The organism is Streptomyces sp. CNH189 (assembly GCF_000527195.1).
On record NZ_AZUS01000021.1, the window covers coordinates 54,486 to 81,127 of the forward strand.

Below are 26,642 nucleotides of genomic sequence, written 5' to 3' on the forward strand. Positions count from 1 at the left end.
GCGGGACGGTCCCGCAGGAGTATGGCAGGTCGGCCCGTGCCACGGCACGGTCGGACCGCGAAGCGGGACTACAGCAGTCCCAGCTGGGTGACGAGGATCGCGAGGACCACGACGAGGGTCCAGCCGAGCACATGCTCGAGGATCTTCGAGCCGTCCTCGCGGGGTCCGCCGGTACGGGCACGGGTGACGGTGGCTGCGTTCGCGGTCATGACTTCTACCTGGTCTCGGTGGTCGCCGGTTCCCCCCAGGGACGTCGTCCACCTTGCCACCGGAAACGGCCGGTGCCGCCGAGAGCTTGCTCACACGCGGCGGGCCCCGGACGCACCGGGGGCCCGCCGCGGGCGCCGGATCAGCGCACGCCCACCGCCGCGAGCGCCTTGCGCTGGCGCGGGATCGGCCGCGCCGGGAAGTACAGGTAGCAGATGCCGCCGGTGCCGGAGACGACCTTGCCGGAGGCGTTGTAACGCTTGGTCCTCAGCCAGATGTTCTCCCACTCGCGCCGCTGGTAGACCCGGCGCACGGCCTCGTTGTCGTCCGAGGCGGGGTCGTTGGCGATCACGTCGCCGTCGGCCGTGAAGCCGATCACGGTCATCAGGTGCCCGGAGGTGCCGTAGCCCGCACCCGTCAGCTCCTCCTCGAGGAACGACTGCGAGGTGATGGCCGGGATGCCCGCCGCGATCAGCGTCTCCAGGTCGGTGAGGGACCTCAGCCGGGTGACGACGCCCTGCAGGCCGGGGAAGGTCGCCGCGTACGCAGCGTTGAACGGCCAGTTGCCGCAGCCCGCGTACTGGTGGTCGTAGGTGTGGCGGGCCGCGTGGCAGACCTGCGGGTCGGCGTAGGAGGGGTCGACCCAGGAGAGCTGCTCCCCGGAGAGCCGGCCACCCCAGTACTCGATGATCATTTGCGACGAGGTGGGGCTGCACCAGGCCTCGCCGCCGTTGTCGTACTCCGGGTACTGGCCCTTGTGGATCTCCTGCGAGTAGCGCGGGACGACCAGCTCCCGCGCGAGGCCGGGCTTCGAGGCCGGGACGGTGAACCGGTCGGGGACGTCGGAGCCCATCAGGCCGGCCCGCCACACGGTCGGGGTGAGGAGGGTGCCGGGGCGGCGGTACAGGGTGAGGCGCAGCCGGGCGGAGGCGATGCGCAGCCCTGAGGCCGCGTCGTCGACGGCGAGGGTGTCCGTCCAGACGCTGCTCCTCCCGTCGCTCTGGTCGTCCACCGAGGTGCGCAGGATGTCCCCGTCGCCGGCCGCCCAGCGGCCCATCACGTACCAGGGGGTGTCCGTGCCGTCGGAGTAGGTGCCCTTCAGCTCGATCTGGAGCCAGGTGCCCTCGGGGGTGTGCGCGTTCCAGGAGGCGATCGCCTCGGTGGCCGGGACCGCGAGGCGGTGGACGGGCGAGGTCCAGGTCGCGTACTCCCAGGCGGCCGTGCGGCCGGTGTGCGGGTCGGTGTGGTCCGTGGTGCCGGCCGCCTCGGCGATCACCAGGCCTGGGCGGAGACCGGCGACGGCCCGCGTGCCGGCGCCGGTGCCGCCGCGCCAGTCGCTGTAGGTGGTCCAGGCCCGGTTGTCGACGGTGCGGGCGGCGGCGCGCCCGGATCCGGTGGGCCGGGTGGCGGCGGTGGCCGGGGCGGCAGCGGACGCCGGCCCCGCGCCTCCGGCGACGGCCGCGACGACCGCCGCGGCCAGGAGGGTTCTGCGGGACGGCAGTTCGGTACTGCTCATGGGTGGGGGACCCCCAGGTGTCGGAGTCGGGGACAAGGCCAGTGCACGGCCGCCGGACGGTGTGCGTCCGCCGGGTGGAGCGGGTGTGGGCCCCACTATGAACGCAGCCGGGCGGGTCCTGCCAGCACCCTGGCCGTACGGTGCGGACCAACATGGGACTCGACCAATGACGGAAGCACCGCAGGTGGGCGGTGGCCGCCGCCCCGGGGCCGGGCCGAGAGCGCGGGCCCTAGAGTGCTTCCGTCCGCACTCCCCCACAGCCCCGGGAACCCGCCATTCACACGCTCGCCTCCCGCATCCTGCGGCTCCCGCCCTCGTGCGGTCCGGTGCGGCTCGTCGCCGTCGACGGACACGCCGGGTCCGGGAAGTCGACCTTCGCCGGACTGCTCGCCGGCGCGCTCGGCGGTGCCCCGGTGCTGCACCTCGACGACATCGCCCGCCACGACGAACTGTTCGACTGGACCGGACGGCTGCTCGGCGAGGTGATCGGCCCGCTCGCCCGGGGCGAGTCGGCCCACTACGCCCCCTACGACTGGCGCGCCCGCCACCCCGGCCCGCCGCGCGCGCTGCCGGCCGCCCCCGTGGTCGTGGTGGAGGGCGTGGGCGCGGGGCGGCGGGCGCTGCGCCCGCATCTGGCGCTGCTGCTCTGGATGGACCTGCCCCGTGAGGAGTCCTGGGCGCGCGGACGGGCCCGGGACGGTGAGGAGCAGCGGGAGTTCTGGGACGGCTGGACGGGGGCGGAGCGCGAGCACTTCGCCGATGACCCTTCGCGCCCCTTCGCGCATCTGCTGGTGCGGCAGCGACAGGAGGGATACGAGCTGGCCGCTGGGCCTGCCGGGAGCGGTGAGACGCCCTGTCTCCTCACGTAGAGTGACGGGTCATCCGCAATGTGGTGAACCTGTGAAGAGTGGTCCCGGACAAGTTGCCGCGGTACCCCAACTCCGCTTGACCGAGGGCCCGTACAGGTCTTACGTTCTCAATGTGCGGCCCTTCGGGTGCCGCCCGCAGACACGAAGCCCCCGGTTGTTCCCCCGTGATCGGGGGCTTCGTTCTGCCCTTTTCACACTTTCCGGGCGCACAGTGGCATATGACGATCACCCTCGGTGAAGGAGTGTGTGCCGCGCCCCTCCCACGTGCCCCGTGTTCCCCCTGCACGGCACCCTACGGACGTGACGCCACCGCAGGTACGATGCCCTCGGTGCGACCGGTGGACGATGCCTCACGCACCTTGCAACTCCGGTCCGCGGCACAGCGGTTCGACCACAGGGCGCCGACGGCCGAGGGCCGGCCGGCACACCGACGGGGGCACGGTTTGTGGGGGACGTGATGGACTTCGGCACGCAGGGCCCGCAGGCCCCGGCCGACCTCGCCTGGCTGCGAGGCGTGGACGCCTACACCATGGGCGCCTATCCGCAGGCGGAGGAGGAGTTCCGGACCGCGGTGCGGATCGATCCCGGGATGGCCGACGGCTGGCTCGGACTGCACGCGCTGCGCGTGGACACGACGACCGCGCTGCTGAGGATGTACCGCCACCGCGACCGCTTCGGCGAACAGCGCACCCGGCACCGGCGCACCCTCAACTCCTGGTACTGGCTGGGCTGGTGGGTGCAGCCCGTGCTGGAGAGCCCCCGGGACCTGCTGCTCGCCCACGCCTCCCACTGGCTGGACGGCCGCCACGTCCCCGAGCTGGACCAGGCGCTGGCCGGACTGCCCCCGGTGGACACCGACCCGCAGGTCCGCTTCCTGCACGCGTGCCGCGCCTACCTGGTCAAGGACTGGGAGCAGCTGGTCCGGCACACCGACCCGCTCGTCGACGACCCGGTGCTGGGCATCGAGGCCGGCCTGTTCGGCGGCATGGCCCGGGTGCGCCTGGAGATGTACGGACAGGCGGAACCGCTGCTGTCGGCGGCTCTGATGCGCTGCCGCAGCGAGCAGCCGCAGCGCAAGGAGCTGCGCTACTGGCTGGCCCGCGCCCACGAGGGCACCGGCCGCAGCGCAGCCGCCCTGCCCCTGTACCGGGCCGTGCACCGGGTCGACCCCGCCTTCATGGACACCTCGGCCCGGCTCGCCGCGATCGCCGAGGGCGACGGCTACGACGACCCCGCCGACCTCGCCGCGATCACCCTCGCCGGCGCCGGGCAGGACATGATCGACGGCCCGGACACGCTGGACCCGCTGTTCGGCACCGAGGGGCGTGACCTGCGGCTGTCCGACCCCGAACCGCCGCCCTCGCCCCTGCCCTCGCTCGGCGGTCCGGGGGCGCGCGAGCGGGCGGGCAGCCCGGGGTCACCGCTGCCGCCCGGTCCCACCGACCCGGCGTTATTGGAGGAGGCGCTCGCGGAGCTGGAGCGCATGGTCGGACTGGAGCCGGTGAAACGCCAGGTCAAGGCGTTGTCGGCGCAGTTGAACATGGCGCGGCTGCGGGCCGGTCAGGGACTGCCGGTGCAGCCCCCCAAGCGGCACTTCGTCTTCTCCGGGCCGTCCGGCACCGGCAAGACCACGGTCGCCCGGATCCTCGGCCGGGTCTTCTACGCCCTCGGGCTGCTCGGCGGCGACCACCTGGTGGAGGCCCAGCGGGCGGACCTGGTCGGCGAGTACCTGGGGCAGACCGCGGTGAAGGCCAACGAGCTGATCGACTCGGCGCTCGGCGGGGTGCTCTTCGTCGACGAGGCGTACTCGCTCTCCAACTCCGGTTACGGCAAGGGCGACGCGTACGGCGACGAGGCGCTGCAGGTGCTGCTGAAGCGGGCGGAGGACAACCGGGACCACCTGGTGGTGATCCTCGCCGGCTACCCGGAGGGCATGGACCGGCTGCTGGCCGCCAACCCGGGGCTGTCGTCCCGGTTCACCACCCGGGTGGACTTCCCCTCGTACCGGCCGCTGGAGCTGACCGCGATCGGCGAGGTACTGGCCGCGGAGAACGGCGACGTGTGGGACGAGGAGGCCGTGGACGAGCTGCGGTCGATCGCCGGGCACGTGGTGGACCAGGGCTGGATCGACGAACTGGGCAACGGGCGGTTCCTGCGCACCCTGTACGAGAAGAGCTGCGCCTACCGGGACCTCAGGCTGTCGGGATACCCGGGCCCGCTGTCCCGGGAGGACCTGGCGACGCTGCGGCTGCCGGACCTGATGCAGGCGTACGGGGAGGTGCTGTCCGGGCGGGGCCCGTCGGACCCGTCGGGGCCGTGAGACCCCGACGGGCGTGTCACCGGCGGGGCAAGACGGACCGCGGCGTCGCCCGAGGTCAGGTGGCCATCGCCTCCTCGGGGGTCCCGCTCGCCCGCTGCGGGGTGAGCGTCACCTCGCGGTGGGCGGGGTCGCGCACCTCGCCCACCAGCAGCTCCAGGACGTCCTCCAGGGCCACCAGGCCCAGCACCTTCCCGGACGCGTCCGACACCTGGGCCAGGTGGGTGGCCGCGCGGCGCATCACCGTCAGGGCGTCGTCCAGCGGCAGTTCGGGGCGCAGGGTCGTCATGGGCCGCCACAGGTGCTGCGGAACCGCACGGTCGGTGTCCTCCAGGTCCAGTACGTCCTTGACGTGCAGGTAGCCCATGAAGGCACCGCCCTCCGCGGCCACGGGGAAGCGTGAGTACCCGGTGCGGGCGGTCAGCTCCACGATCTGCCCCGGGGTGACCGCGGGGGTGACCGTCACGAGGGACTCGCGGCGCAGCAGGACGTCCGTCACCGGGCGCGAGCCCAGCTCGAGCGCGTCCTCCAGGCGCTCGGCCTCCTCGGGGTCGAGCAGGCCCGCCTGCCCGGCGTCCTCGACCAGCCGGTTGAGCTGTTCGCTGGTGAAGACGGCCTCGACCTCGTCCTTGGGCTCCACCCTGAAGAGCCGCAGGATGCCCTGGGCCAAGGCGCCGAGGGCGACGGTGACCGGCTTGCACAGGCGGGCGAACCAGACCAGGCCGGGGCTCAGCCACAGGGCCGCCTTCTCGGGGGCCGCCATCGCCAGGTTCTTGGGCACCATCTCGCCGATGACCAGGTGGAAGAAGATCACGGCGGCGAGCGCGATGACGTAGCCGAGCGGGTGGATCACGCCGTGCGGCAGGTGCATCCATGTGAACACCGGCTCCAGCAGCCGGGCGACGGTCGGTTCCGCGACCGCGCCCAGGGTGAGCGAGCAGACGGTGATGCCGAACTGGGCCGCCGCCATCATCTGCGGCAGATGCTCCAGGCCGTACAGCACCTGGCGGGCGCGGGTGGTGCCGAGCGGTTCGATCTGGCTGCGGCGGACCGACACCAGGGCGAACTCGGCGCCGACGAAGAAGCCGTTGGCCAGCACCAGGAGGGCGGCGAACAGCAGTTGCAGGACGCTCATCGGGCCGCCTCCATCAGGGGGAGCCGCGCGGTGCGGACCAGACGGACCCGTTCCGCGCGGTAGTGGCCCACGCGGCGCACGGAAAGCCGCCAGCCGGCCAGTTCGGCGCGGTCCCCGACGGCGGGGATCCGGCCGAGCAGATCGGCGACCAGCCCGGCGACCGTCTCGTACGGGCCCTCGGGGACCTCCAGCCCTATGCGGCGCAGGATGTCGACCCGGGCACCGCCGTCGACGTCCCAGGCCGGGTTGCCGTCCTCCGGCGGGGCCGGGGCGAGTTCGGGGACGTCCTGCCCGTCGTGCTCGTCGCGCACCTCGCCGACGATCTCCTCGACGATGTCCTCGAGGGTGACCACGCCGGCGGTGCCGCCGTACTCGTCGACGACGACCGCGATGGGCTGCTCGCTGCGCAGCCGGGCGAGCAGCGGGCGCACCGGCAGCGTCTCGGGGACCAGCAGCGCCGGGCGGGCGATGCGGCCCACCGGGGTGCGCAGCCGTTCGTGCGCGGGGACCGCGAGGGCGTCCTTGAGGTGGACCATGCCGACGATCTCGTCGATCCGCTCCCGGTAGACGGGGAAGCGGGACAGGCCGGTGGCGCGGGTCAGGTTGACCACGTCCTCGGCGGTCGCGGACGCCTGGAGGGCGCTGACCCGCACGCGGGGGGTCATGACGTGCTGGGCGGTCAGCTCGCCCAGGGACAGGGTGCGGACGAAGAGGTCCGCCGTGTCCTGCTCCAGGGCGCCCGCACGGGCCGAGTGCCGGGCCAGGGACACCAGTTCGCCCGGGGTGCGGGCGGAGGCGAGCTCCTCGGCGGGCTCGATGCCCAGGGCCCGTACGAGACGGTTGGCCACGGCGTTCAGCCCGGCGATGACCGGGTGGAACAGGCGGGCGAAGGCGTGCTGCGGGCCGGCGACGAAGCGCGCGACCTGCATCGGCCGGGACACCGCCCAGTTCTTCGGCACGAGTTCGCCGATCACCATCTGCACGGCGGACGCGAGCAGCATGCCGATCACCACGGACACGCCGGGGACCGCGCCCCGGGGTGTGCCGAGGCCGGTGAGCGGGCCGTGCAGCAGTTCCGCCAGCGCCGGTTCGGCGAGCATGCCGACGACGAGGGAGGTGATGGTGATGCCGAGCTGGGTGCCGGAGAGCTGGAACGACAGCTCGCGCAGGGACGCGACGACGCGGCGGGCGCGCCGGTCGCCGCCCGCGGCGGCCTGTTCGGCGTCCGCCCGCTCGACGGTGACCAGGCCGAACTCGGCGGCCACGAAGAAGCCGTTGGCCAGGATCAGCAGGAAGGCGGCTGCGAGAAGCAGCGCAGGGGTGCTCATGATGCCGCCGCCTCCGCATGCGCGCGCACCCGGGAACCCGGATGAGCGCTATGTCGGCAGGGGGCGGCGCAGGTACTACAGGACGATCCGTCCATCGCCGGAGGGGGTCACTCCTCGGATAGCTGGGGCCCCTGGGCACCGGGCGGGGCGACAGGGGCGGAGGCGTTGTCGGCGCGCCTCCGACCAACAGATTAATCAAGACAGGGGCGACTGCGGCAGGTGCGCGTTGGCCGGACGGGCCACGGCCGGTGGCGCCGGGTCAGTCCCGGGCGGCGCCGGCCTCGGGCGCGGAGTGCGCCTCGGCGAGGGCCCGCAGGGCCCGTGCGTCGGCGACGGCCCGCTGCCGGGCCATGCCGGGCTGGATGCCGAGCACGGGCATGCTGGTGCCGTCGCTGAGGTCGAGGAAGACCCAGGGATCACCCGAGCGGAGGTTCACCTGAAGGATCTCCGGCCACGCCAGGCGGCGCCGGTTCACGATGTTGACGACCGTGACGCCCGTCTCGTCGGCGACGACCTTCGGCCGGGCCAGCAGGAACAGCACACCGGCCAGCAGCGCGGCGGTGAACACGAAGCTGATCCGCTCCCCCGGGCCGAGCCCGGACAGCAGCAGCCCGATCAGACCGACGACGACGAACAGCACGACGCCCGCGGTGAGCAGCACCGCGCGGGTGACGCCCGGCCGGAAGGTGACGGGCAGTTCGGGCAACCGTGTGTCGGACATGGCGCTCCTCCCCGGCCCGGTCAGAGCCGGCAGGCGTGGATGGCCGTGGTGAGGATGGCGCGCGCCCCGATGTCGTACAGGTCGTCCATGATCCGCTGCGCCTCCTTGGAGGGGACCATCGCCCGGACGGCGACCCAGCCCTCGTTGTGCAGGGGCGACACGGTCGGGGACTCCAGGCCGGGGGTCAGCGCGACGGCCTTCTCCAGCTGCTCGACCCGGCAGTCGTAGTCCATCATCACGTACGTGCGGGCGACCAGGACGCCCTGCAGGCGGCGCAGGAACTGCTGCACCTTGGGCTCCTCGCCGTCGGCGCCAGTGGTGGGGGTCCCCCCGGGCGAGTGTGTTCGAGCCCGGGGGAGGATGACGACGGCCTCGGACCGCATGATCGGCTCGCCGACGACCTCGAGGCCGGCGTTGCGCAGCGAGGTGCCGGTCTCGACGACGTCCGCGATGACCTGGGCGACGCCGAGCTGGATGGCGGTCTCGACCGCGCCGTCGAGGTGGACGACGGACGCGTCGATGCCGTGCTCGGCGAGGTGCGCGGCGACGATGCCCTCGTATGAGGTGGCGACGGTCGTGCCGGCCAGGTCCGCGGCGGTGGTGACGGTGCCGGGCTTGGCGGCGTAGCGGAAGGTGGAGCGGGCGAAGCCCAGCGGGAGGATCTCCTCGGCGTCGGCTCCGGAGTCGATCAGCAGGTCACGGCCGGTGATGCCGATGTCCAGCCGGCCGGAGGCAACGTAGATCGCGATGTCGCGGGGGCGGAGGTAGAAGAACTCCACCTCGTTGATCGGGTCGACGATCCGCAGTTCCTTGGATTCCCGCCGCTGCTGGTAGCCGGCCTCATGCAGCATCTCCGCCGCAGGTCCTGACAGGGAACCCTTGTTGGGGACGGCGATGCGCAGCATGAGGTCGGCTTCCTTCGCGTGAAAAAGGGGGTGGGGCTGGAACGGGGATGTCTTACAGGTGGGCGTAGACGTCGTCGAGGGAGATGCCGCGGGCGACCATCATCACCTGGACGTGGTAGAGCAGCTGCGAGATCTCCTCGGCGGCCGCCTCCTTGCCCTCGTACTCGGCGGCCATCCAGACCTCGGCGGCCTCTTCGACGACCTTCTTGCCGATGGCATGGACGCCCTTGTCCACCAGCTCGGCGGTGCGGGAGGTGGCGGGGTCCCCGTGGGCGGCCTTGTGCTGGAGCTCGGTGAAGAGCTCCTCGAACGTCTTCTTGGACATGGTGGTCCTTACCCTACGCGGTGACGGGGACTGCTCACCGCCAGGGTTCGGACACCGAGCGCAGGCAGGCGGCGGTGGCGACGGCCGCGGTGACCGCCTCGTGCCCCTTGTCCTCGCGGGAGCCGGGCAGTCCCGCCCGGTCCAGGGCCTGCTGCTCGTCGTCGCACGTGAGCAGGCCGAAGCCGACGGGGACGCCGGTCTCGACGGACACCTGGGTGAGCCCCTGGGTGACGCCCTGGCACACGTACTCGAAGTGCGGTGTGCCGCCCCGGATGACGACGCCAAGGGCGACGATCGCGTCGTAGCCCCGGCCGGCCAGCACCTTGGCGACGACGGGCAGTTCCCAGCTGCCGGGGACCCGGAGCAGGGTCGGCTCGTCGATGCCCAGGTCGTGCAGGGCGCGCAGCGCGCCGTCGACCAGTCCGTCCATCACCTTCTCGTGCCACTGTGCCGCGACGACGGCGACCCGCAGGTCACCCACATTGCGTACGGTCAGCTCCGGTGCACCCTTGCCGCTCACGTCTCTCCTCGTGGTTCTTGTTACTGGTTGCCGCAGGCGGGCACGGTCGGCGTGTCCAGCCAGGGCAGGTCGTGGCCCATCCGGTCCCGCTTGGTGCGCAGGTAGCGGAGGTTGTGCTCGCTCGCGGTGACGGGCATCGGCTCACGCCGGACGACGTCGATGCCGTGGCGGGCGAGCGCGTCGGACTTGTCGGGGTTGTTGGTCAGCAGCCGGACGCTGCGGACGCCGAGGTCGGCGAGGATCTGCGCGCCGGCGCCGTAGTCGCGGGCGTCGGCGGGCAGGCCGAGTTCCAGGTTGGCGTCGAGGGTGTCCCGGCCGCGCTCCTGGAGTTCGTAGGCGCGCAGTTTGGACATCAGGCCGATGCCGCGCCCTTCGTGGCCGCGCAGGTAGACGACCACGCCCCGGCCCTCCTCCTGGATGCGGTCCAGGGAGGCGTCGAGCTGGGGGCCGCAGTCGCAGCGCTGGGAGCCGAAGACGTCACCGGTGAGGCACTCGGAGTGCATGCGGACGAGGACGTCCTCGCCGTCGCCGATGTCGCCGTGCACCAGGGCGACGTGCTCGACGCCGTCGACGGTGGAGCGGAAGCCGAACGCGGTGAAGGTGCCGTGGGAGGTGGGCAGCCGGACCTCGGCCTCGCGGCGCACCGTCGGCTCGGCGGAGCGGCGGTAGGCGATCAAATCCTCGATGGAGATGATCGACAGGCCGTGCTTGCGGGCGAAGGGGACCAGTTCGGGCAGACGCAGCATGCGGCCGTCCTCGCCGGCGATCTCCACGATGGCGCCGGCCGGGCGCAGTCCCGCGAGGCGGGCGAGGTCGACGGCGGCCTCGGTGTGGCCGTCGCGTTCGAGCACGCCGCCGGGGCGGGCGCGCAACGGGAAGATGTGGCCGGGGCGGACGAAGTCGTCCGGTGCGGCGGTGCCGCCGGCCAGCAGCCGGAGCGTGGTGGCGCGGTCGGAGGCGGAGATGCCGGTGGTCACGCCGTGGGCGGCGGAGGCGTCGACGGTCACGGTGAACGCGGTCCGCATCGACTCGGTGTTCTGCGCCACCATCTGCGGGATCCGCAGCCGGTCGAGTTCCTCGCCGTCCATGGGTGCGCAGATCATGCCGCGGCACTCGGTCATCATGAAGGCGACGATCTCCTCCGTCACCATCTCGGCGGCGACGATCAGGTCGCCCTCGTTCTCGCGGTTCTCGTCGTCGACGACCACCACGGGCCGGCCGGCGGCGATGTCGGCGATCGCCCGCTCGACGGGGTCGAGCGCCAGGTCGAGGTCCTCGGTGCTGTACAGGATCGGTGGGACCGAGGGGGTGGCGCGCGGCCCCTCGGTCGGGGTGGTGGCGGATGACGGTTGGGCGCTCATGCCGGCGCTCCTTCCAGTGCGGGCCGCGCGTCGCGGGAGCGCAGCCACCAGTCGCGCATGCCCCACAGGACCAGCGCGCCGTAGATGACGTAGACGAAGCCGGAGAAGGCGAAGCCGTTGGCGAAGTTCAGCGGGACGCCGACGAGGTCGACCAGCAGCCAGGCGAACCAGAACTCGACCATGCCGCGGGCCTGGGCGTACATGGCGACGACGGTGCCGACGAAGATGTACGCGTCCGGCCAGGGGTCCCAGGACAGGGACGGGTAGGCGGTGAAGAGTCCGCCGACGGCGAGGGTGCCGACGGCTGCCCCGGCGAGCAGCACGCCCCGCTCCCGCCAGGTCGCGAACCGTACGGCGACGCTGCCGTCCTGCGCCTGCCGCCGGCCGCGGTTCCACTGCCAGAAGCCCCAGGCGGCGACGAGCATGACGACGACCTGTTTGCCGGCGCTGCCGGAGAGGTGGGCGGTGGCGAACGCCGTGAACAGGATGAGGCCGGAGAGGAACTGGGCGGGCCAGGTCCACAGGGAGCGGCGCCAGCCGAGGGCGAGGGCGATCAGACCGATCACGTTGCCGATCATGTCCGACCACTTGATGTGCTGGTCGAACAGGGTGAAGGCCTCGGAGTTGAGCCAGTTCACCGGGAGACCCCCTCACCGGCGACGCGGTCGCCGAGCATCCGCTCGACGTACTTGGCGATGACGTCCACCTCGAGGTTGACCGGGTCGCCGGGCTTCTTGATGCCGAGGGTGGTCAGGGCGAGGGTGGTGGGGATGAGGCTGACCGTGAAGTGGTCGCGTCCGGCGTCGACGACGGTGAGGCTGATGCCGTCGACGGTGATGGAGCCCTTCTCCACGACGTAGCGGCTGAGGTCCGCGGGAAGGGAGATCTTCACGATCTCCCAGTGCTCGGACGGGGTGCGGTCGAGGATCTCGCCGGTGCCGTCGACGTGGCCCTGCACGATGTGGCCGCCGAGGCGGTCGCCGACGGCCGTGGGCCGTTCCAGGTTGACGCGGGACCCGACGGCGAGGGCGCCGAGGCTGGAGCGCCGGAGGGTTTCCGCCATGACGTCGGCGGTGAACTCGTCGCCCTCGTGCTCCACGACCGTGAGGCAGACGCCGTTCACTGCGATGGAGTCTCCGTGCCGGGCGCCGTCGGTGACGACGGGGCCTCGCAGCCGGAAGCGACACGCCTCGTCGAGGGTCTCGACGGCGGTGACCTCGCCCAGCTCTTCGACGATTCCGGTGAACACTTCCCGGGTCCTCCTGCCTCTTCGGGCACGGACTCCGGGGCTGTCGATGACGACAGAATCACGGGCGAGGACACCGGGAGCGACGCCGGACGGAGTCCGCCCGACAAAGGCGAACCGGTACGGCGGCGCGCATGGATGCCCGCCCGCCGCGCACTGCCTCCCATCCGGACTTTAACCGTCGGTCCAGGAATTTCACCTGGTCAACCGGCCGCTGGAGGCGACCGGGTCGCGGACTGTAACCGCCGGTTCGGACTTTCACCGACCCCGGAGTGCGCTGCTACTGGTACAGGGCCAGTGTGCCACGGCCGGGAGTCGGCCACGCGGGTGAGTGGTGTGGAGTGGGTCACAGGGGGCGACAAGAGGGCGACTGAGGGTCGCGGGGGGCTCAAGTGCCGCTAGAGTGCGCCCCCTTGGCTCCCCGCGCTCTCGCGCGAGTGGTCCATACCTATTGACCGTGGTGGTCTAGTCCTCTTAGGGTCCGAGCCACCTTCCGTGGAGAGCAGGGGGACCGGGGACCCCGCCGGCGCTCCTCCCCAGAACCGGTCCGGCGGCGGTGACGACGGCCCTTGCCCGCCGCCGGGCCTCACCACCGCGGATGCGCCCGGTGGCGGACCCGGCGAAGCTGGATGCCGGTACGGCGCCGCCGCTCGGACGGCGTCGGCACCGGCCCGGGCGACGTCACATCCGGCGGCGGCCGGTACGTCCAGGCCGGCGAGAGGCGCCCTGTCGGAGGGCGCCGGACGTCCGAAGGGGCTGAACAGCATGAACTCGATCCTGGTGACCGGCGGAAGCGGAACCCTCGGCCGGCATGTCACCGAGCGGCTGCGGACGAACGGCCACGAGGTGCGGGTGCTCAGCCGGCACACGCAGCCCTACGCGGTCGACCTGCGCGAGGGCGGAAGCGGTCTGGACCGGGCCGTGGACGGGGCGGACACGGTCGTGCACTGCGCGACCTCGGCGCGCGGCGGCGACGAGAAGGCCGCGCGGAACCTGATCGCCGCGGCGCGGCGGGCCGGGGTGGGGCACCTCGTCTACATCTCGATCGTCGGCGTCGACCGGGTGCCGTATCCCTACTACCGGACCAAGCTGGCGGTGGAGCGGCTGGTCGAGGACTCCGGGACCGGCTTCACGGTGCTGCGTGCCACCCAGTTCCACGACCTGGTGTTCCGGGTGCTGCAGGGCCTCGCGAAGTCGCCGGTCGTGCCGCTGCCGGCCCGGGTGAAGGACCAGCCGGTGGAGGTCACGGAGGTCGCCGAGCGCCTGGCCGAGCTGGCCCAGGGCGCGCCGGTGGGCCGCGCGGAGGACATGGGCGGGCCCGAGGTGCGCACCTTCGACTCCCTGGCGCGCGCCTATCTCCGGGCGGCGGGGCGTCGCCGCGCGGTGGTGAAGGTCCCGTTGCGCGGCGCGGCGTACGACGCGTTCCGGGCCGGCGGCCACCTCGCCCCGGACCACGCGGTGGGCACCCGCACCTTCGACGAGTACCTCACCGCCCGCTTCGACGGAGGCGGCGCGCGCCGGTAGACGCGGTGGGGGCTGACCGTCGGTGGTCAGCCCATGGGTTTCCCGGAACTCACCACTTCGGCGTGGGCGCCACGCGCCCGGTAGCCGCACCGCCGGGCCCCGATCAGCGCACGAGGTGCCGGAACCCTCCGCATCGCCGGGAGCCACCCGCCGAGGAACACGCCCCCGAGCCCGTACCGGCGCCCGAGGTCCCGCAGCCGGCCGCTTCGGCGAGGGCACGGCCCCCGGTGGACGCGTCCCGGACCCCGGACCGGGTCAGCGCCCGGAGAGCCACATCGTCTCCCGCCGGCACCGCCGGCACCGTCAGTGCCCGGGTGTCCCGAAGAGTTCGTCCTGGGCCCGGTCGCGGGCGGTGAGCAGGGCTCCCCGGAGCACCGCTCCCCCGCCCAGGGTGCTGGGCCGTACGTCGACCGGGAGCGGGGACATCGCGGCCAGGCGGTCGTGCACCCGCGCGGCCAGCGCCTCGCCGCCGGCCTGCCCGACCTCGCCCCCCAGGACCACGCACCCGGGGTCCAGGAGCGCCACCACCGAGGCGACGCCCACCGCGGTCCGGTCGGCCAGGACGTCGAGGAAGCCCTCCTCCGCCGCGCCGGGGCGCGCCGCCGCGACGGCCGCCCGCACCGCGCCGGCCGCCTCCGACTCGGCCCCGGGCTCGGCGGTGACGCCGTGCTCGCTCGCGAGGCGCGCGACCGCCTCGGCGCCGACCAGGGAGTGGAAGCCGCCCGCGCAGTCGGTCGCGGAGGGCAGCCCCCGGGTGCCCGGGACCGGGAGGAAGCCGATCTCGCCGGTTCCGCCGGAGGCGCCCCGGCGCAGGGTGCCGTCGAGGATCACGGCCGCGCCGGTGCCGTGGCCCAGCCACAGCAGGACGAAGGTGTCCCGGTCGCGGGCGGCACCGTCGCGCTGCTCGGCGAGGGCGGCGAGGTTGGTCTCGTTCTCCACGCTGACCTGGGCCTCGGGCAGCCGTTCCTGGAGGGCGGCGACCAGGCGCCGGTGCCACTCGGGCAGGCTCGTGGAGTCGCGCAGTTCGCCGCTGGCGGGGTCGATCAGGCCGGGCGCGCCGATCCCCACGGTGTGCAGCCGGTCGGCGCCCGCCTCCTTCGCCGTCCGCTCGACCAGAGCGACCGCCTGCTCGACGGCCGGGCCGGTGCCGGCGTCGTCGGTGATGGGCAGCGAAGCCTCGGCCAGGACCCCGCCGACCAGGTCGGAGACGACTACGGCGACGCCCTCCATGCGGACGTCGAGGGCGGCCAGATGGGCGCGGCCGGCGACGATGCCGTACAGCTTGGCGTTGGGGCCGCGGCGCTGGGCGCGGGCCTCTCCTGCGACCTCGATCAGACCGGCCGCGGTGAGACGTTCGACGAGGTCGGCGACGGAGGGCCGGGACAGTCCGGTGAGCTGTTTCAGCTGCCCGGCGGTGAGCGGGCCCTCCTGCTGGAGCAGGCGCAGGGCGAGCCGGTCGTTGATGGCTCGGGCGGTGCTCGGGGATGCGGCCATGCCGGGATCCTTCCAGATCGGCGGGCCCGGCCGACGGGTGCCGGGCCCGCGGATGCCCCGTTTCTTTCAGGCAGGGTTCCTGATAGTTTACGGCGGCGCAGACGCCAGCGGAGAACCGGGAGGGGCGGGTCGATGAGTGCAGTGATCCACACACGGCATGAGGTGAGACGGGCGCGGTACGCCGTCGCGGCCGTGTTCGCGGTGCACGGCGCCGTCACCGGTTCCTTCGCCACCCGCGTCCCCTGGATCCAGGACCACGCCGGAGTCGGTGCCGGGCAGTTGGGCCTGGCGCTGGCCTTCCCCGCGCTCGGCGCGTCCCTGGCGATGCCGCTCGCGGGCGGCATCACCCACCGCTTCGGCGCCCGCAACGCCCTGCGCGGCCTGCTCGCGCTGTGGACGCTCGCGCTCGTCCTGCCGTCGGTCGCCCCGAACATGCTCACGCTGTGCCTGGCCCTGTTCGTCTACGGCGCCACGGCGGGCATGTCGGACGTGGCGATGAACGCCCTCGGCGTCGAGGTGGAGAACCGGCTCGACAAGTCGATCATGTCGGGCCTGCACGGCATGTGGAGCGTCGGCGCCGTCGTCGGCTCGGCGGCCGGCACGCTCGCCGCGCACATCGGCGCGGACGCCCGGCTGCACCACGCGCTGGCGGCCGCCGTCCTGACGGTCGCCGGCTTCGCGGCCTGCGCCTGGGTGCTGGACCTGCAGCCGGCCGAGGACGAGGACCCGCCGCCCCGGTTCGCCCTGCCGCCCCGCTCCGCGCTGCTCATCGGCGCGATCGGCTTCTGCGCGGTGTTCGCCGAGGGGGCGAGCCTGGACTGGTCCGCGGTCTACCTGCGCGACCAGCTGGAGACCTCGGCGGGTCTCGCGGCCGCCTGCACCACCGGGTTCACCCTCACCATGGCGGTCGCCCGCATCGCGGGCGACCGGGTGGTGGACCGCTACGGCGCGGTGCGCACCGTCCGCGCCGGCGGCGTGGTCGCCCTGATCGGCGGCCTGCTGATCGTGTTCGCCGGGCACCCGGCCGTGGCGATGGGCGGGTTCGCGCTGATGGGGCTCGGCATCGCGGTGGTCGTGCCGCTGTGCTTCGCCGCCGCCGGGCGCAGCGGCTCCAACCCGAGCCTGGCCATCGCGGGCGTGGCGACCATCACCTACACCTCGGGGCTGATCGCCCCGAGCGCGATCGGGATGCTGGCCCAGGCGACCAGCCTGGTGGTGTCGTTCGTGCTGGTGACGGTGCTGACGTGCGGCATCGCGGGCTTCGCCGGGGTGCTGCGCGCGGGTGACCGGGTGAAGGTCACGCGTCCGGACGCAGCAGTTCCCGAGCCGCGTTCCTGAAGCCCTCGGTCCAGGGCGCCGGGCGCAGGGTCGTGGCGTCGAGCCGCACCAGCACCCGGCTGCCCCGGGCGTAGGTCACCGAGCCGTCCGCCGAGCAGAACCGGAAGGCATAGGTGAGCCCGGTGGTGCCGAGCCGGTCCAGCCACAGGTGGACGGCGTAGGAACCGGGCCGGGTCACCGGGGCCTCGTAGGTGAGGCGCAGTTCCTTGACCGCGTTGCAGGCGTCGCCGGCGGCGGCCCAGTCACCGTCGAAGGCGACACCGACCGCCTGCATCCACTCGGCCCAGGCGCGCTCGACGAGCAGCGGGTAGCGGGCGTTGTGCAGCAGCCCCAGCGCGTCGAGGTCGTCGAAGTGGACGGTCACGGGCATCAGCCGGCCGTGGGACAGGGCGGGCGCGGACGGGGCTTCGGCGGTCACGTGGAGTGCTCCTGGGACGTACGGGATGGGTGCCGTCTACATCGAACAACGGCGTGCCCTCATCCTAAGCGGCACCCTAAGCGGACGCTCAGAGGTGCCCGGGTGCCCGTCCACCTGTGCGAACCACCCCCGTCCTGGCCTCACAATGGTCCGGACACGCTGGCCTCACGACGAAAGCGACACCCCATGGATCTCGGCGTCCGCTGGAAACTGCACGGTGACGGACGCACACCGGCGCCCGGAGCGGTGGTCCGCCCCGACGAGCGGCTCTCCTGGCCCCGCACCGCGGGCCTGGGCGCCCAGCACGTGGTCGCGATGTTCGGCGCGTCGTTCGTGGCGCCCGTACTCATGGGCCTCGACCCCAACCTGGCGATCATGATGTCGGGCGTCGCGACCGTCATCTTCCTGCTCGCCACCCGCGGCCGGGTGCCCAGCTACCTGGGCTGCTCGCTCTCCTTCGTCGGCGTCGCCGCGGTCATCCGGGCCGACGGCGGCTCCAGCGCCACGGTGACGGGCGCGGTGCTCGTGGTGGGGGCCGCGCTGTTCCTGGTGGGCCTCGCGGTGCGGTACTTCGGCGCGCGGATCATCCACGCGGCGATGCCTCCCGTGGTGACCGGCGCGGTGGTCATGCTGATCGGCTTCAACCTGGCACCGGTGACCGCCTCGACGTACTGGCCGCAGGACCAGTGGACCGCGCTGTTCGTGATGCTGTTCACCGGCCTGGCCGTGGTCTGCCTGCGGGGCTTCTGGTCCCGCATCGCGATCTTCCTCGGGCTGGTCTTCGGCTACGTACTGTCCTGGGGTCTGGACCGGGTCTTCGGGCGGATCCACTCGGCGGACGCGAGCGGCAAGGTCACCGACCACTGGCGGCTGGACCTGTCGGGCGTGGGCCGGGCGGACTGGATCGGCCTGCCGGACTTTCACGGGCCGTCCTTCGAGTGGTCGGCGATCCTGGTCGCGCTGCCCGTCGTCATCGCACTGATCGCGGAGAACGCGGGGCACGTCAAGGCGGTCGGCGAGATGACCGGCGACAACCTGGACGACAAGCTCGGTACGGCCATCTCCGCCGACGGGGTCGGCTCCATGCTGTCCACCGCGGTCGGCGGCCCGCCCAACACGACCTACTCCGAGAACATCGGCGTGATGGCCGCGACCCGCGTCTACTCCACCGCCGCCTACTGGGCCGCCGCCGGCTTCGCCCTGCTGTTCGGCCTGTGCCCCAAGTTCGGCGCGGTCGTGGCGGCCGTCCCCGGCGGTGTGCTGGGCGGCATCACCGTCATCCTGTACGGCATGATCGGTCTGCTCGGTGCCCAGATCTGGCTCAACGCCAAGGTGGACCTGCGCAATCCGCTGAACCTCGTGCCGGCCGCGGCGGGCATCATCATCGGCGTCGGCAACGTCTCGATGGAGTTCAGCGACACCTTCTCGCTGAGCGGCATCGCCCTGGGCACGCTGGTCGTCATCACCGGCTACCACGCGCTGCGCGCCTTCGCTCCCGCCCACCTCAAGACCCAGCAGCCGCTGTTCGACGAGGGCGTGTCCTCCTACGACAAGGGCGGCACGCAGGACGGTCAGCGGGCCAAGTCGTAGGCGTACGACGGGCTGAAGCTTCCCGGCTCACCCTGGCAGCCGTCCGACTCGCCGGGGAGCTTCACCCACAGGTAGGCGTCGATCCGGGCCTCGCCGGTACTGAGCGTCGGGGCCCGGCCCAGTGTGCGGCCCGCGGGGTCGCACCACTCGCCGTCGGGCGGGGCGCCGTTGCCGTTGCGGCTGGTGTCGATCACCGCGCCGAGGCCCGACGGCCCGCCCAGGGCTTCCAGCACGGCACGGTCGTAGGCGATCTCGCCGGCGGTGCCGTGGAAGTTGGAAACGTTGCTGAAGATCCCGTCCGACGAGGCGGACGAGGCGGCTCCCGCCTGCCGCAGCAGGTCCGCCTGCTTGGCGGGCGTGTGCCAGCCGGAGTGCCCCGCGTCGAAGTAGACCCGGGCCCGGGGGTTGGCCTCCTTGAGCACCCGTCCGGCGCGGGCCAGCGAGGCGAAGCGGTCCGCCCGCTGCCCTGCGGACAGACAGTCGGCCTGGGCGACGGAGTCGGGCTCCAGGATCACCACGACCTCGCCGCTGCCCAGCCCGGCGGCGAACCGGTCGATCCAGTCGTCGTAGGCGGCCAGGCTCGGGGCTCCGCCCTCGCTGTGGCCGCCGCAGTCCCGGTCGGGGATCGTGTACGCCACCACGACGGGCACCCGGCCCTGTGCCGCGCCCCCGGACGTCACCGCCTTCACCCGGGCCGTGACCGTGTCCGGCGACCAGTCCGCGAACCAGACGGCCGCGGGCCGGCCGGCTATCCGGGACTCGATCACCGGACGGCGCGGATCGCCGGGGTGCGCACGCACCCAGTCCAGGACCCGTGACGCGGGGTGCCGGTAGAGCGCCGTGGAGACGGAGGCCGTCTGCTGCTTCCTCTTCGCACGCGGGGTCGGCGAAGGGGACGGACTCGTGCGCCGGGGGCGGGCCGACGGCGAGGCGGACACCGTGGGCGAGGGGGAGGCCGAGGGCACGGCGGGCAGCGGCACCAGTCGCGGCGACGCGGACGTGTCCGGGCGGGCCTCGTCGCCACCCCGCCCCTCCCCGGACGCCGAGATCAGCCCGGAGACGGTGCCGACCGCGACGACGACGGAGGCCGCCGCGAGCATCGTGGTCCGCCGTGCGGCGCGCCTGCGCTGCGCACGGCGCTCGGACTGTCTGCGGGCACGCGAGCCTGTCACCTCTTGCTTCCCCTCCCCCACGGCGGTCGCGTTCCCCCGTTCCGGGGAAGCGCCGGGCCCGCCGCCACTGACGCCACCCTAAAGGTGCGACTCTGCGCTCATGGCGCAATGCGAACAAGTCCTCACCCCGGTCGACGGGGTCGTCGCCCGTATGCGCGCCCTCGACGCGGCCCTGCCCGCGCGGGACGGGGTCGCGGTCTTCAACCGCGTCTACCTCGCCGTGACACGGGCCGTGGACCGGCGCGTCGACGCCGGGCTGTTCCCCGACTCCCGGGCGGTGATCGCGCTGGACGTGCGGTTCGCCGAACGCTACCTGGCCGCCGTGGACGCGGCGGCGGAGGGACGCCGTCCGCCCGCCTGCTGGCGTCCGCTGTTCCAGTTCCGCCGCCACCCGGAGGTACGTCCGGTGCAGTTCGCGCTGGCGGGCATCAACGCGCACATCGGGCACGACCTCGCGCTGGCGGTCGTGGACACCTGTCGTACGCTCGGCTGCGAACCGGCCGACCTGGAGGACGAGTTCGAGGCCGTGGGCGAACTGCTCCTGTCGCTGGAGGAGCGTATCCGCGAGGAACTGGTCCCGGGCCCCGAGCTGCTGCGGATCGCCGATCCGCTGACCCATCTGCTCGGCGCCTGGAGCCTGGAGCGCGCCCGGGACGCGGCCTGGACGGCGGCGCGCGCCCTGTGGGCGCTGCGCCGGCTGCCCGACGTGGCGGCGGAGTTCACCGAGCGGCTCGACACCGCGGTGGGTTTCTCGGGCCGCATGCTGCTCACCCCGCTGCCGGACTGACCTCAGTCCTCCGGGAGTTCGACCGGCGCGATCTCGTCGTACAGGTCGCCCGGGCCCGGGTTGGTCGCGTCCGTCGCGCCCCCGAGGTGGTGCATCACGCCCCAGACCGCGTTGAGCGCGGTCTGCACGGCACCCTCGGCCCAGCCCGCCGTCCAGGAGATGTCGTCACCGGCGAGGAACAGGCCCCGCTTGCCCTCCGGCAGCCGGTCCTGCATGAAGTGGGTGAACAGCCGCCGCTGGTAGCGGTAGTGTCCCGGCAGGTTCGCCTTGAACGCGCCCATGAAGTAGGGCTCGTTCTCCCAGGAGACGGTCACCGGGTTGCCGATGACGTGCTTGCGGATGTCGACCTTGGGGTAGATCTCGCCGAGCGACTTCAGCATGACCTCCATCCGCTCGTTGGCGGACAGCGGCAGCCACTTCAGGCTGTCGTCGCACCAGGTGTACGACAGGCAGATGACCGCCGGCTTGTCCGGGCCGTTGTCCAGCAGATACGTGCCACGGGTCATCCGGTCGGTGAGCGTCATCGACATGACGTCCCGCCCGGTCTGCTCGTCCTTGTCCAGCCAGAACGGCCGGTCCACCGGCACGAAAAGCTTGGAGCTCTCCATGTAGTGGGTGCGCTCGATGGCGGTCCAGTGGTCGATGGGGAAGAGCGAGTCGTCGCAGTCGATCTTCGAGAGCAGCATCCACGACTGCGCGGTGAAGACGGCGGCCCGGTACGTACGGATGTCACCGCGCGCGTCGGTCACGGTGATCCGGTTGCCGGCGGTCCGTCCGAGCCGCGTGACGGCGGGCCGCGGCTCCCCGTCCACGTGCAGGGACTTCAGCGAGGTGCCGTACGGCCAGTGGACGATCTTCTGCGGCTCCCGCTCCCACAACCGCAGCGGCAGCTGCTGCGACCCGCCGACGATGCCCCGGTGATGGTCGTCGGCCTCCGTGTAGACGACCCGCAGGATCTCCAGGATCGAATTCGGGAAGTCGGTGTCCCACCCCCCGGTGCCGAACCCGACCTGCCCGAAGATCTCCCGGTGCCGGAAGGACTTGAAGGCCTCGGACTCACACAGGAACCCGTAGAACGTCTGGTTGTCGAGCTTCTCCACCAGCCGCGACCAGATCTCCCGGATGCGCGGCACGTCCCGCTCGCGCAGGGCCCGGTTCATGTCGGAGAAGTCGGCACCCTCCTCCAGGCACCGCGCCCAGGCGTCGGCCACGTCCCGGTAGACCTGCGGCAGGTCCGCCATGGTCTCCGCGTAGTGCGACTCCCCCTTGAGGTCCACGACCGTCGAAGGGGTGGCCTCCGACAGCGGGTTGGGGAAGGGCCGGGTCTCCAGCCCCACCAGGTCGATGTAGTGCTGCAACGCCGTGGAGGACGGCGGGAAGCGCATCGCGCCCATCTCGGCGGTCAGCGACTCGTCGCACCCCTCGAAGCCGACGGTGCGCAGCCGCCCGCCGATCCGGTCGGCCTCGTACACGACCGGCTTGAGCCCCATCTTCATCAGCTCGTACGCGGCGACGATGCCGGACAGACCGCCGCCGATCACCGCGACCTCGGTGCCGTGCTCGGTCGCCGGGACCTGCCCGATGCCCGCGGGATGGGCCAGGTAGTCGTCGTACGCGTACGGGAAGTCCGGGCCGAACATGGTGATCGGCGGCTGCTGCTCGTCGGCGTGCTCGACGGCGTTGGGCACCGTGGACGTCATGGGGTACGGACTCCTTGCGGGGGTGGAACTCGGGACGATGTCAGGCGAGGGACCCGTAGAGACCGGGACGGCGGTCCAGCAGGTACGGGTTGTCCTCACGGGACGCGGCGAGGAACAGCGGATCGACGTCGGCGAGGAGCAGTTCCTCACCGCGGCCGGCGCGGGCGCGGGCGACGCCGTCGGGGCCGGCCAGGGTGGACAGGCCGACGAACTCGAAGTCACCCTCCGGGCCGACCCGGTTGACGTACGCGATGTACATCTGGTTCTCGAAGGCCCGCACCGGCACCACGGACTCGGCGACGAACTGGAACGGGTACAGCTGGGCCGTGGGGACCAGGAGCAGGTCGGTACCGGCGAGCGCGTGGGCGCGGACGTTCTCCGGGAACTCGACGTCGTAGCAGATCATCAGGCCGACGGTGAGGCCGTCGAGCTCCGCCTGCGCGACGGGCCGGTCGCCGGGGGTGAAGTGGTCGCGCTCGAAGCAGCCGTAGAGGTGGGTCTTGCGGTAGTTCGCGAGGCGGGTGCCGTCGGGGGCGACGAGCTGGACGGAGTTGTACACCGTGTCGCCGGCGCGCTCGGGGTAGCCGTAGGCGACGGCGAGACCGTGGCGGGCGGCGGTTTCCGCGACCGCGTCCGCCGCGTCGCCGTCGGCGGGCTCGGCGAGGCGGCCGAGGTCGTCGCCGATGGCGTATCCCGTGAGGAACAGCTCGGAGGTGACGAGCAGCCGTGCGCCTGCCTCCGCGGCACGGCCGGCGGCGGCGTCGAGAGCCTTGAGGTTCTCGGCGACGGAGCCGGGGCGGCCGGAGCTTTGAAGCAGGGCGGTGCGCATGCGTGATCCTCACCGGGAGGCGGGGGTTTGGGGGTCACCCATGAAGGTACGGTCGCGTGCCCGCGCCGGACAAGAACAAGCCGTTGCGCACCGGCGCGGTGGTTGTTGCGTCCGGGACGCGGTTTCCGGCGATTTGTTGCGCGGGAGTGCGGGAGTGGGCCGGGGGGCGTTTGCGCACCTGGCGCTGACAGGTTGCCGCCGCGCCCACCCTCCCCCACTCTCGGCTCCGCTCGAGCGGGGGACCCCCATCGCCCCAGGCGGCACGACTGCCCGCAGTCAGCGGCAACTCGCGGCCGCCGCCCGGCCGCGCGCCCGCGGTCGGCGGCAGCCGCGCCGCCTACGGCGGAGGGCGATGGCTGCCACGCTGTTGGTGTGGCCGCCGACGGCGGGGAGGGGACGGGGTGGGGGTGGGCGCCCGCAGCGGCTGGCGCGTCCGCACCCTGCACCACTCGAGACGCACTCTCGCGCCAGACCGAGGACGACCGCCCCCACCGCGGCCCCGCACCACCCACCGCCCGTAGGCGCTACGCCCGCCCCCACCACACCGCAACCCTGCGCCGCAGGCATGCCACCTCAGCCTCCACCGGGCCGCAGGCACGCGACCTCTGCCCCACCGGGCAGCACCCCGTGCCGCAGGCACGCGCCCCCCGCCCCCATGCGAACCTGACACCACAACGACCGAGAGAGGCCGACCGACCGTGGAACACGACGCGCTCATCGCACAGGCCCAGGCATGGCTCGCCGAGGACCCCGACCCGGACACCCGCGAGGAACTCGCCCGCCTCATCGACTCCGGCGACCTCCCCGAACTCGCCGCCCGCTTCGCCGGCACCCTCCAGTTCGGCACCGCCGGCCTCCGCGGCGAACTCGGCGCCGGCCCCCTGCGCATGAACCGCTCCGTGGTCATCCGCGCCGCCGCCGGCCTCGCCGCGTACCTCAAGAAGCAGGGAACCCCGCACGGGGACGACACGGCCGGCCTCGTCGTCATCGGCTACGACGCCCGCCACAAGTCCGCCGCCTTCGCCGAGGACACGGCGGCCGTCATGACCGGCGCCGGCCTCCGCGCCGCCGTCCTCCCCCGCCCCCTCCCCACCCCTGTCCTCGCCTTCGCCATAAGGCACCTCGGCGCGGTCGCCGGCGTGGAGGTCACCGCCAGCCACAACCCGCCCCGCGACAACGGCTACAAGGTGTACCTGGGCGACGGCTCCCAGATCGTCCCCCCGGCCGACGCGGAGATCGCCGCCGAGATCGAGGCGATCACCTCCCTCACCACCGTCCCCCGCCCCACCACCGGCTGGGAGACCCTCGACGACACCGTCCTGGACGCCTACCTCGCCCGCACGGACGCGGTCCTGTCCAAGGACTCCCCCCGCACCGCCCGCACCGTCTACACGGCGATGCACGGCGTCGGCAAGGACGTCCTCCTCGCCGCGTTCGCCCGCGCGGGCTTCCCCACCCCCGACCTGGTCACCGAGCAGGCCGACCCGGACCCGGATTTCCCGACCGTCGCGTTCCCCAACCCGGAGGAGCCCGGCGCGATGGACCTCGCCTTCGCGAAGGCCCGCGAGACGGACCCGGACCTGGTCATCGCCAACGACCCGGACGCCGACCGCTGCGCCGCCGCCGTGAAGGACGGCGGCGACTGGCGCATGCTCCGCGGCGACGAGGTCGGCGCGCTCCTCGCCGCCCACCTGGTCCGCCGCGGAGCGACCGGCACCTTCGCGGAGTCGATCGTCTCGTCGTCCCTCCTCGGCCGCATCGCCGAGAAGGCAGGCCTCCCCTACGAGGAGACCCTGACCGGCTTCAAGTGGATCGCCCGCGTCGACGGCCTGCGCTACGGCTACGAGGAGGCCCTCGGCTACTGCGTGGACCCGGACGGCGTCCGCGACAAGGACGGCATCACGGCGGCCCTGCTCCTCACGGAACTGGCGTCCGAACTCAAGTCGGACCACCGCACGCTCCTCGACCTCCTCGACGACCTCGCCGTGGAGCACGGCCTGCACGCGACGGACCAGCTCAGCGTCCGAGTGAAGGACCTGGGCCTGATCGCCGCGGCGATGCGCCGCCTGCGCGAGCAGCCGCCCACCGAGCTGGCGGGCCTGCGCATCACCAAGGCCGAGGACCTCAACGAGGGCACGGCGACGCTCCCGCCCACGGACGGCCTCCGCTACACCCTGGACGGCGCGCGGGTCGTCGTCCGCCCCAGCGGCACGGAGCCCAAGCTGAAGTGCTACCTGGAGGTGGTGGTCCCGGTCGCCACGAAGCAGGCACTTCCGGAGGCCCGCGCCAAGGCGACGTCCCTCCTCACCACGCTCAAGCGGGACCTGTCCGCAGCAGCAGGCATCTGACAAAAAAAAGGGGCGGGCCACAGGCCCGCCCCTTCCCAACGTCACGCCACCTCAGCCCAACGCCACCTCAGCCAGCCCAAGGCCGGCTCAGCCCAACGCCGCCAGCACAGCCAGCAGCACGGCCCCCGCCACGGCGGGCGCCATGATCTCGTAGGCCCACCGCACGGTGACCTCCCCCTGCGCGCTCTCCTCGCCCTGCCGCCGCTCGTGCAGCTCACGCATCTCGGCCATGGCCTGGTCGGTCTCGGACCTCCGGGGCTCGTCGGCCACGGCACCCGCGCCGACCCCGCCGAAGCCGCCCAGGCCGCCGGCGCCACCCAGGTCACCGGTGGCACCCGATCCGCCCCGGCGCCCGCGCCGCCCGGTGTCACCGCGTGTGGCCTTCGCCGCCGCCCGCGCCTCCTGCCGGTTCGCCTTGCTGCGGGCCCGCAGTGAGACGGGCAGCGCCCACAGCTGGTACTTCGCGCCCGAGTCGTCGACGACCTCGTTGGAGTACCCGGACCGCAGCGAGACGACCCGCCCCCACGGCAGCACGATCACGCGCAGCGGGTTGCGGACGCGCAGCCGGTCGTCGTTCACGTAGACGGCGGGACGCAGCGTGTAGGCGACGACCAGGGGGACGAGGAACAGCATCGCGGCGAGGGCGAGCCACGGGGTGCGCCCCTCGCCGACGACCACCCCGTCGATGCCGAGCCAGCCGATGAGGGCGAGCACGAGCACACCGCCGGCGATGCCCGCCGGCGAGCGGTAGATGCGGTCCTTGTACGGGGTCGTCGCGGGCCCGGACGGCTTCGTGGGCTCCGGCTCGCGCGACTGGTCGTCGGGGGTCGTCATGCCCCCGATTCTGCACGACCCGCCCCGGAACCCGGACCCCACGCCCTTCCCACACCCTTCCCCACCCCGCGCCCTCGTCCCCACCGCCCCCGCCCCACACCCGCCCACGCCTGCCTGACCACGCGCCCGGCCGCTCCGCGGGAATCCACCACACACCC

Annotated in this window: 24 protein-coding genes and 1 riboswitch; of the genes, 7 read left to right on the top strand and 17 right to left on the bottom strand. The window is 73.0% G+C overall.

Annotation, left to right across the window (positions count from 1 at the left end; translation table 11 throughout):
• Positions 1 to 68 precede the first annotated feature (68 nt).
• Both B100_RS36610 and B100_RS0125915 read right to left on the bottom strand, forming a co-directional pair.
• The gene (locus tag B100_RS36610) at positions 69 to 209 is read right to left on the bottom strand and encodes an SCO1431 family membrane protein (RefSeq protein WP_106967095.1); all 141 of its coding nucleotides are present in this window, start codon (positions 207 to 209) and stop codon (positions 69 to 71) included.
• Positions 210 to 349: 140 nt separating this feature from the next.
• The gene (locus B100_RS0125915) at positions 350 to 1,723 is read right to left on the bottom strand and encodes a peptidase C39 family protein (protein WP_024887327.1); all 1,374 of its coding nucleotides are present in this window, start codon (positions 1,721 to 1,723) and stop codon (positions 350 to 352) included.
• 326 nt (positions 1,724 to 2,049) lie between these two features.
• On the opposite strand from B100_RS0125915, the gene B100_RS34270 reads away from it, so the two are divergent.
• Positions 2,050 to 2,592, top strand: a complete 543-nt coding sequence (locus tag B100_RS34270; protein ID WP_037723507.1) for a hypothetical protein — start codon at positions 2,050 to 2,052, stop codon at positions 2,590 to 2,592.
• Positions 2,593 to 3,049: 457 nt separating this feature from the next.
• On the top strand, positions 3,050 to 4,912 hold the full coding sequence (locus B100_RS0125925; RefSeq protein ID WP_024887328.1) for an AAA family ATPase: 1,863 nt from the start codon (positions 3,050 to 3,052) through the stop codon (positions 4,910 to 4,912).
• 55 nt (positions 4,913 to 4,967) lie between these two features.
• Here B100_RS0125925 and B100_RS0125930 read toward each other — a convergent pair whose 3' ends face one another.
• The 9 genes from B100_RS0125930 to B100_RS0125970 all read right to left on the bottom strand — a co-directional run bounded on the left by B100_RS0125930 (position 4,968) and on the right by B100_RS0125970 (position 12,453).
• Positions 4,968 to 6,044: a hemolysin family protein gene (locus B100_RS0125930; RefSeq protein ID WP_024887329.1), complete on the bottom strand. Its 1,077-nt coding sequence runs from the start codon at positions 6,042 to 6,044 to the stop codon at positions 4,968 to 4,970.
• Complete coding sequence (locus B100_RS0125935; protein ID WP_024887330.1) at positions 6,041 to 7,372, bottom strand: hemolysin family protein; 1,332 nt, start codon at positions 7,370 to 7,372, stop codon at positions 6,041 to 6,043. Before B100_RS0125935 ends, B100_RS0125930 begins: the two co-directional genes overlap by 4 nt.
• Positions 7,373 to 7,631: 259 nt before the next feature.
• The gene (locus B100_RS0125940; protein ID WP_024887331.1) at positions 7,632 to 8,093 is read right to left on the bottom strand and encodes a PH domain-containing protein; all 462 of its coding nucleotides are present in this window, start codon (positions 8,091 to 8,093) and stop codon (positions 7,632 to 7,634) included.
• Between the two features lie 20 nt (positions 8,094 to 8,113).
• Positions 8,114 to 8,998, bottom strand: a complete 885-nt coding sequence (gene hisG, locus B100_RS0125945; RefSeq protein ID WP_024887332.1) for an ATP phosphoribosyltransferase — start codon at positions 8,996 to 8,998, stop codon at positions 8,114 to 8,116.
• A 52-nt stretch (positions 8,999 to 9,050) separates the two neighbouring features.
• Positions 9,051 to 9,323 (bottom strand): phosphoribosyl-ATP diphosphatase, encoded by a 273-nt coding sequence (locus tag B100_RS0125950; protein ID WP_004990764.1) that lies wholly within the window; start codon positions 9,321 to 9,323, stop codon positions 9,051 to 9,053.
• A gap of 34 nt (positions 9,324 to 9,357) precedes the next feature.
• Positions 9,358 to 9,843: a 6,7-dimethyl-8-ribityllumazine synthase gene (gene ribH / locus B100_RS0125955; protein WP_024887333.1), complete on the bottom strand. Its 486-nt coding sequence runs from the start codon at positions 9,841 to 9,843 to the stop codon at positions 9,358 to 9,360.
• Positions 9,844 to 9,863: 20 nt separating this feature from the next.
• Complete coding sequence (locus B100_RS0125960; protein WP_024887334.1) at positions 9,864 to 11,204, bottom strand: bifunctional 3,4-dihydroxy-2-butanone-4-phosphate synthase/GTP cyclohydrolase II; 1,341 nt, start codon at positions 11,202 to 11,204, stop codon at positions 9,864 to 9,866.
• Positions 11,201 to 11,842 carry a nicotinamide mononucleotide transporter family protein gene (locus B100_RS0125965; protein ID WP_024887335.1) on the bottom strand — a complete coding sequence of 214 codons (642 nt, stop codon included), beginning with the start codon at positions 11,840 to 11,842 and terminating at the stop codon, positions 11,201 to 11,203. The genes B100_RS0125960 and B100_RS0125965 overlap by 4 nt, the downstream gene beginning before the upstream one ends.
• The gene (locus B100_RS0125970) at positions 11,839 to 12,453 is read right to left on the bottom strand and encodes a riboflavin synthase (RefSeq protein WP_024887336.1); all 615 of its coding nucleotides are present in this window, start codon (positions 12,451 to 12,453) and stop codon (positions 11,839 to 11,841) included. The genes B100_RS0125965 and B100_RS0125970 overlap by 4 nt, the downstream gene beginning before the upstream one ends.
• Positions 12,454 to 12,599: 146 nt before the next feature.
• A riboswitch (FMN riboswitch) is annotated at positions 12,600 to 12,730 on the bottom strand.
• Between the two features lie 485 nt (positions 12,731 to 13,215).
• Between B100_RS0125970 and B100_RS0125975 the strand changes: the two genes are divergently transcribed.
• A complete protein-coding gene (locus B100_RS0125975; protein WP_024887337.1) occupies positions 13,216 to 13,974 on the top strand; it encodes an NAD(P)H-binding protein in 759 nt (252 codons plus the stop codon).
• A gap of 303 nt (positions 13,975 to 14,277) precedes the next feature.
• Here B100_RS0125975 and B100_RS0125980 read toward each other — a convergent pair whose 3' ends face one another.
• Complete coding sequence (locus B100_RS0125980) at positions 14,278 to 15,468, bottom strand: ROK family transcriptional regulator (RefSeq protein ID WP_024887338.1); 1,191 nt, start codon at positions 15,466 to 15,468, stop codon at positions 14,278 to 14,280.
• Between the two features lie 132 nt (positions 15,469 to 15,600).
• Between B100_RS0125980 and B100_RS0125985 the strand changes: the two genes are divergently transcribed.
• Entirely contained in the window at positions 15,601 to 16,806 is a 1,206-nt protein-coding gene (locus B100_RS0125985) for an MFS transporter (protein ID WP_024887339.1), read from the top strand.
• On the opposite strand, the gene B100_RS0125990 is transcribed toward B100_RS0125985, so the two are convergent.
• A complete protein-coding gene (locus B100_RS0125990; RefSeq protein WP_024887340.1) occupies positions 16,766 to 17,224 on the bottom strand; it encodes an acyl-CoA thioesterase in 459 nt (152 codons plus the stop codon). The genes B100_RS0125985 and B100_RS0125990 overlap by 41 nt on opposite strands.
• Positions 17,225 to 17,410: 186 nt before the next feature.
• Between B100_RS0125990 and B100_RS0125995 the strand changes: the two genes are divergently transcribed.
• Entirely contained in the window at positions 17,411 to 18,814 is a 1,404-nt protein-coding gene (locus B100_RS0125995; protein WP_024887341.1) for a uracil-xanthine permease family protein, read from the top strand.
• Here the strand turns inward: B100_RS0125995 and B100_RS0126000 are convergent.
• On the bottom strand, positions 18,796 to 19,914 hold the full coding sequence (locus B100_RS0126000) for a glycoside hydrolase family 6 protein (RefSeq protein WP_024887342.1): 1,119 nt from the start codon (positions 19,912 to 19,914) through the stop codon (positions 18,796 to 18,798). The two genes, B100_RS0125995 and B100_RS0126000, sit on opposite strands and share 19 nt — an antisense overlap.
• A 172-nt stretch (positions 19,915 to 20,086) precedes the next feature.
• Between B100_RS0126000 and B100_RS0126005 the strand changes: the two genes are divergently transcribed.
• Positions 20,087 to 20,773: a DUF5995 family protein gene (locus B100_RS0126005; protein ID WP_024887343.1), complete on the top strand. Its 687-nt coding sequence runs from the start codon at positions 20,087 to 20,089 to the stop codon at positions 20,771 to 20,773.
• Positions 20,774 to 20,775: 2 nt separating this feature from the next.
• Here the strand turns inward: B100_RS0126005 and B100_RS0126010 are convergent, their stop codons facing one another.
• Both B100_RS0126010 and B100_RS0126015 read right to left on the bottom strand, forming a co-directional pair.
• Positions 20,776 to 22,473 carry an FAD-dependent oxidoreductase gene (locus tag B100_RS0126010; RefSeq protein WP_024887344.1) on the bottom strand — a complete coding sequence of 566 codons (1,698 nt, stop codon included), beginning with the start codon at positions 22,471 to 22,473 and terminating at the stop codon, positions 20,776 to 20,778.
• Between the two features lie 40 nt (positions 22,474 to 22,513).
• Positions 22,514 to 23,302: a carbon-nitrogen hydrolase family protein gene (locus B100_RS0126015; protein ID WP_024887345.1), complete on the bottom strand. Its 789-nt coding sequence runs from the start codon at positions 23,300 to 23,302 to the stop codon at positions 22,514 to 22,516.
• A 698-nt stretch (positions 23,303 to 24,000) separates the two neighbouring features.
• On the opposite strand from B100_RS0126015, the gene B100_RS0126020 reads away from it, so the two are divergent.
• A complete protein-coding gene (locus tag B100_RS0126020; protein ID WP_024887346.1) occupies positions 24,001 to 25,650 on the top strand; it encodes a phospho-sugar mutase in 1,650 nt (549 codons plus the stop codon).
• 87 nt (positions 25,651 to 25,737) lie between these two features.
• On the opposite strand, the gene B100_RS0126025 is transcribed toward B100_RS0126020, so the two are convergent.
• Positions 25,738 to 26,484: a PH domain-containing protein gene (locus tag B100_RS0126025; RefSeq protein WP_024887347.1), complete on the bottom strand. Its 747-nt coding sequence runs from the start codon at positions 26,482 to 26,484 to the stop codon at positions 25,738 to 25,740.
• Between the last annotated feature and the right edge of the window lie 158 nt (positions 26,485 to 26,642).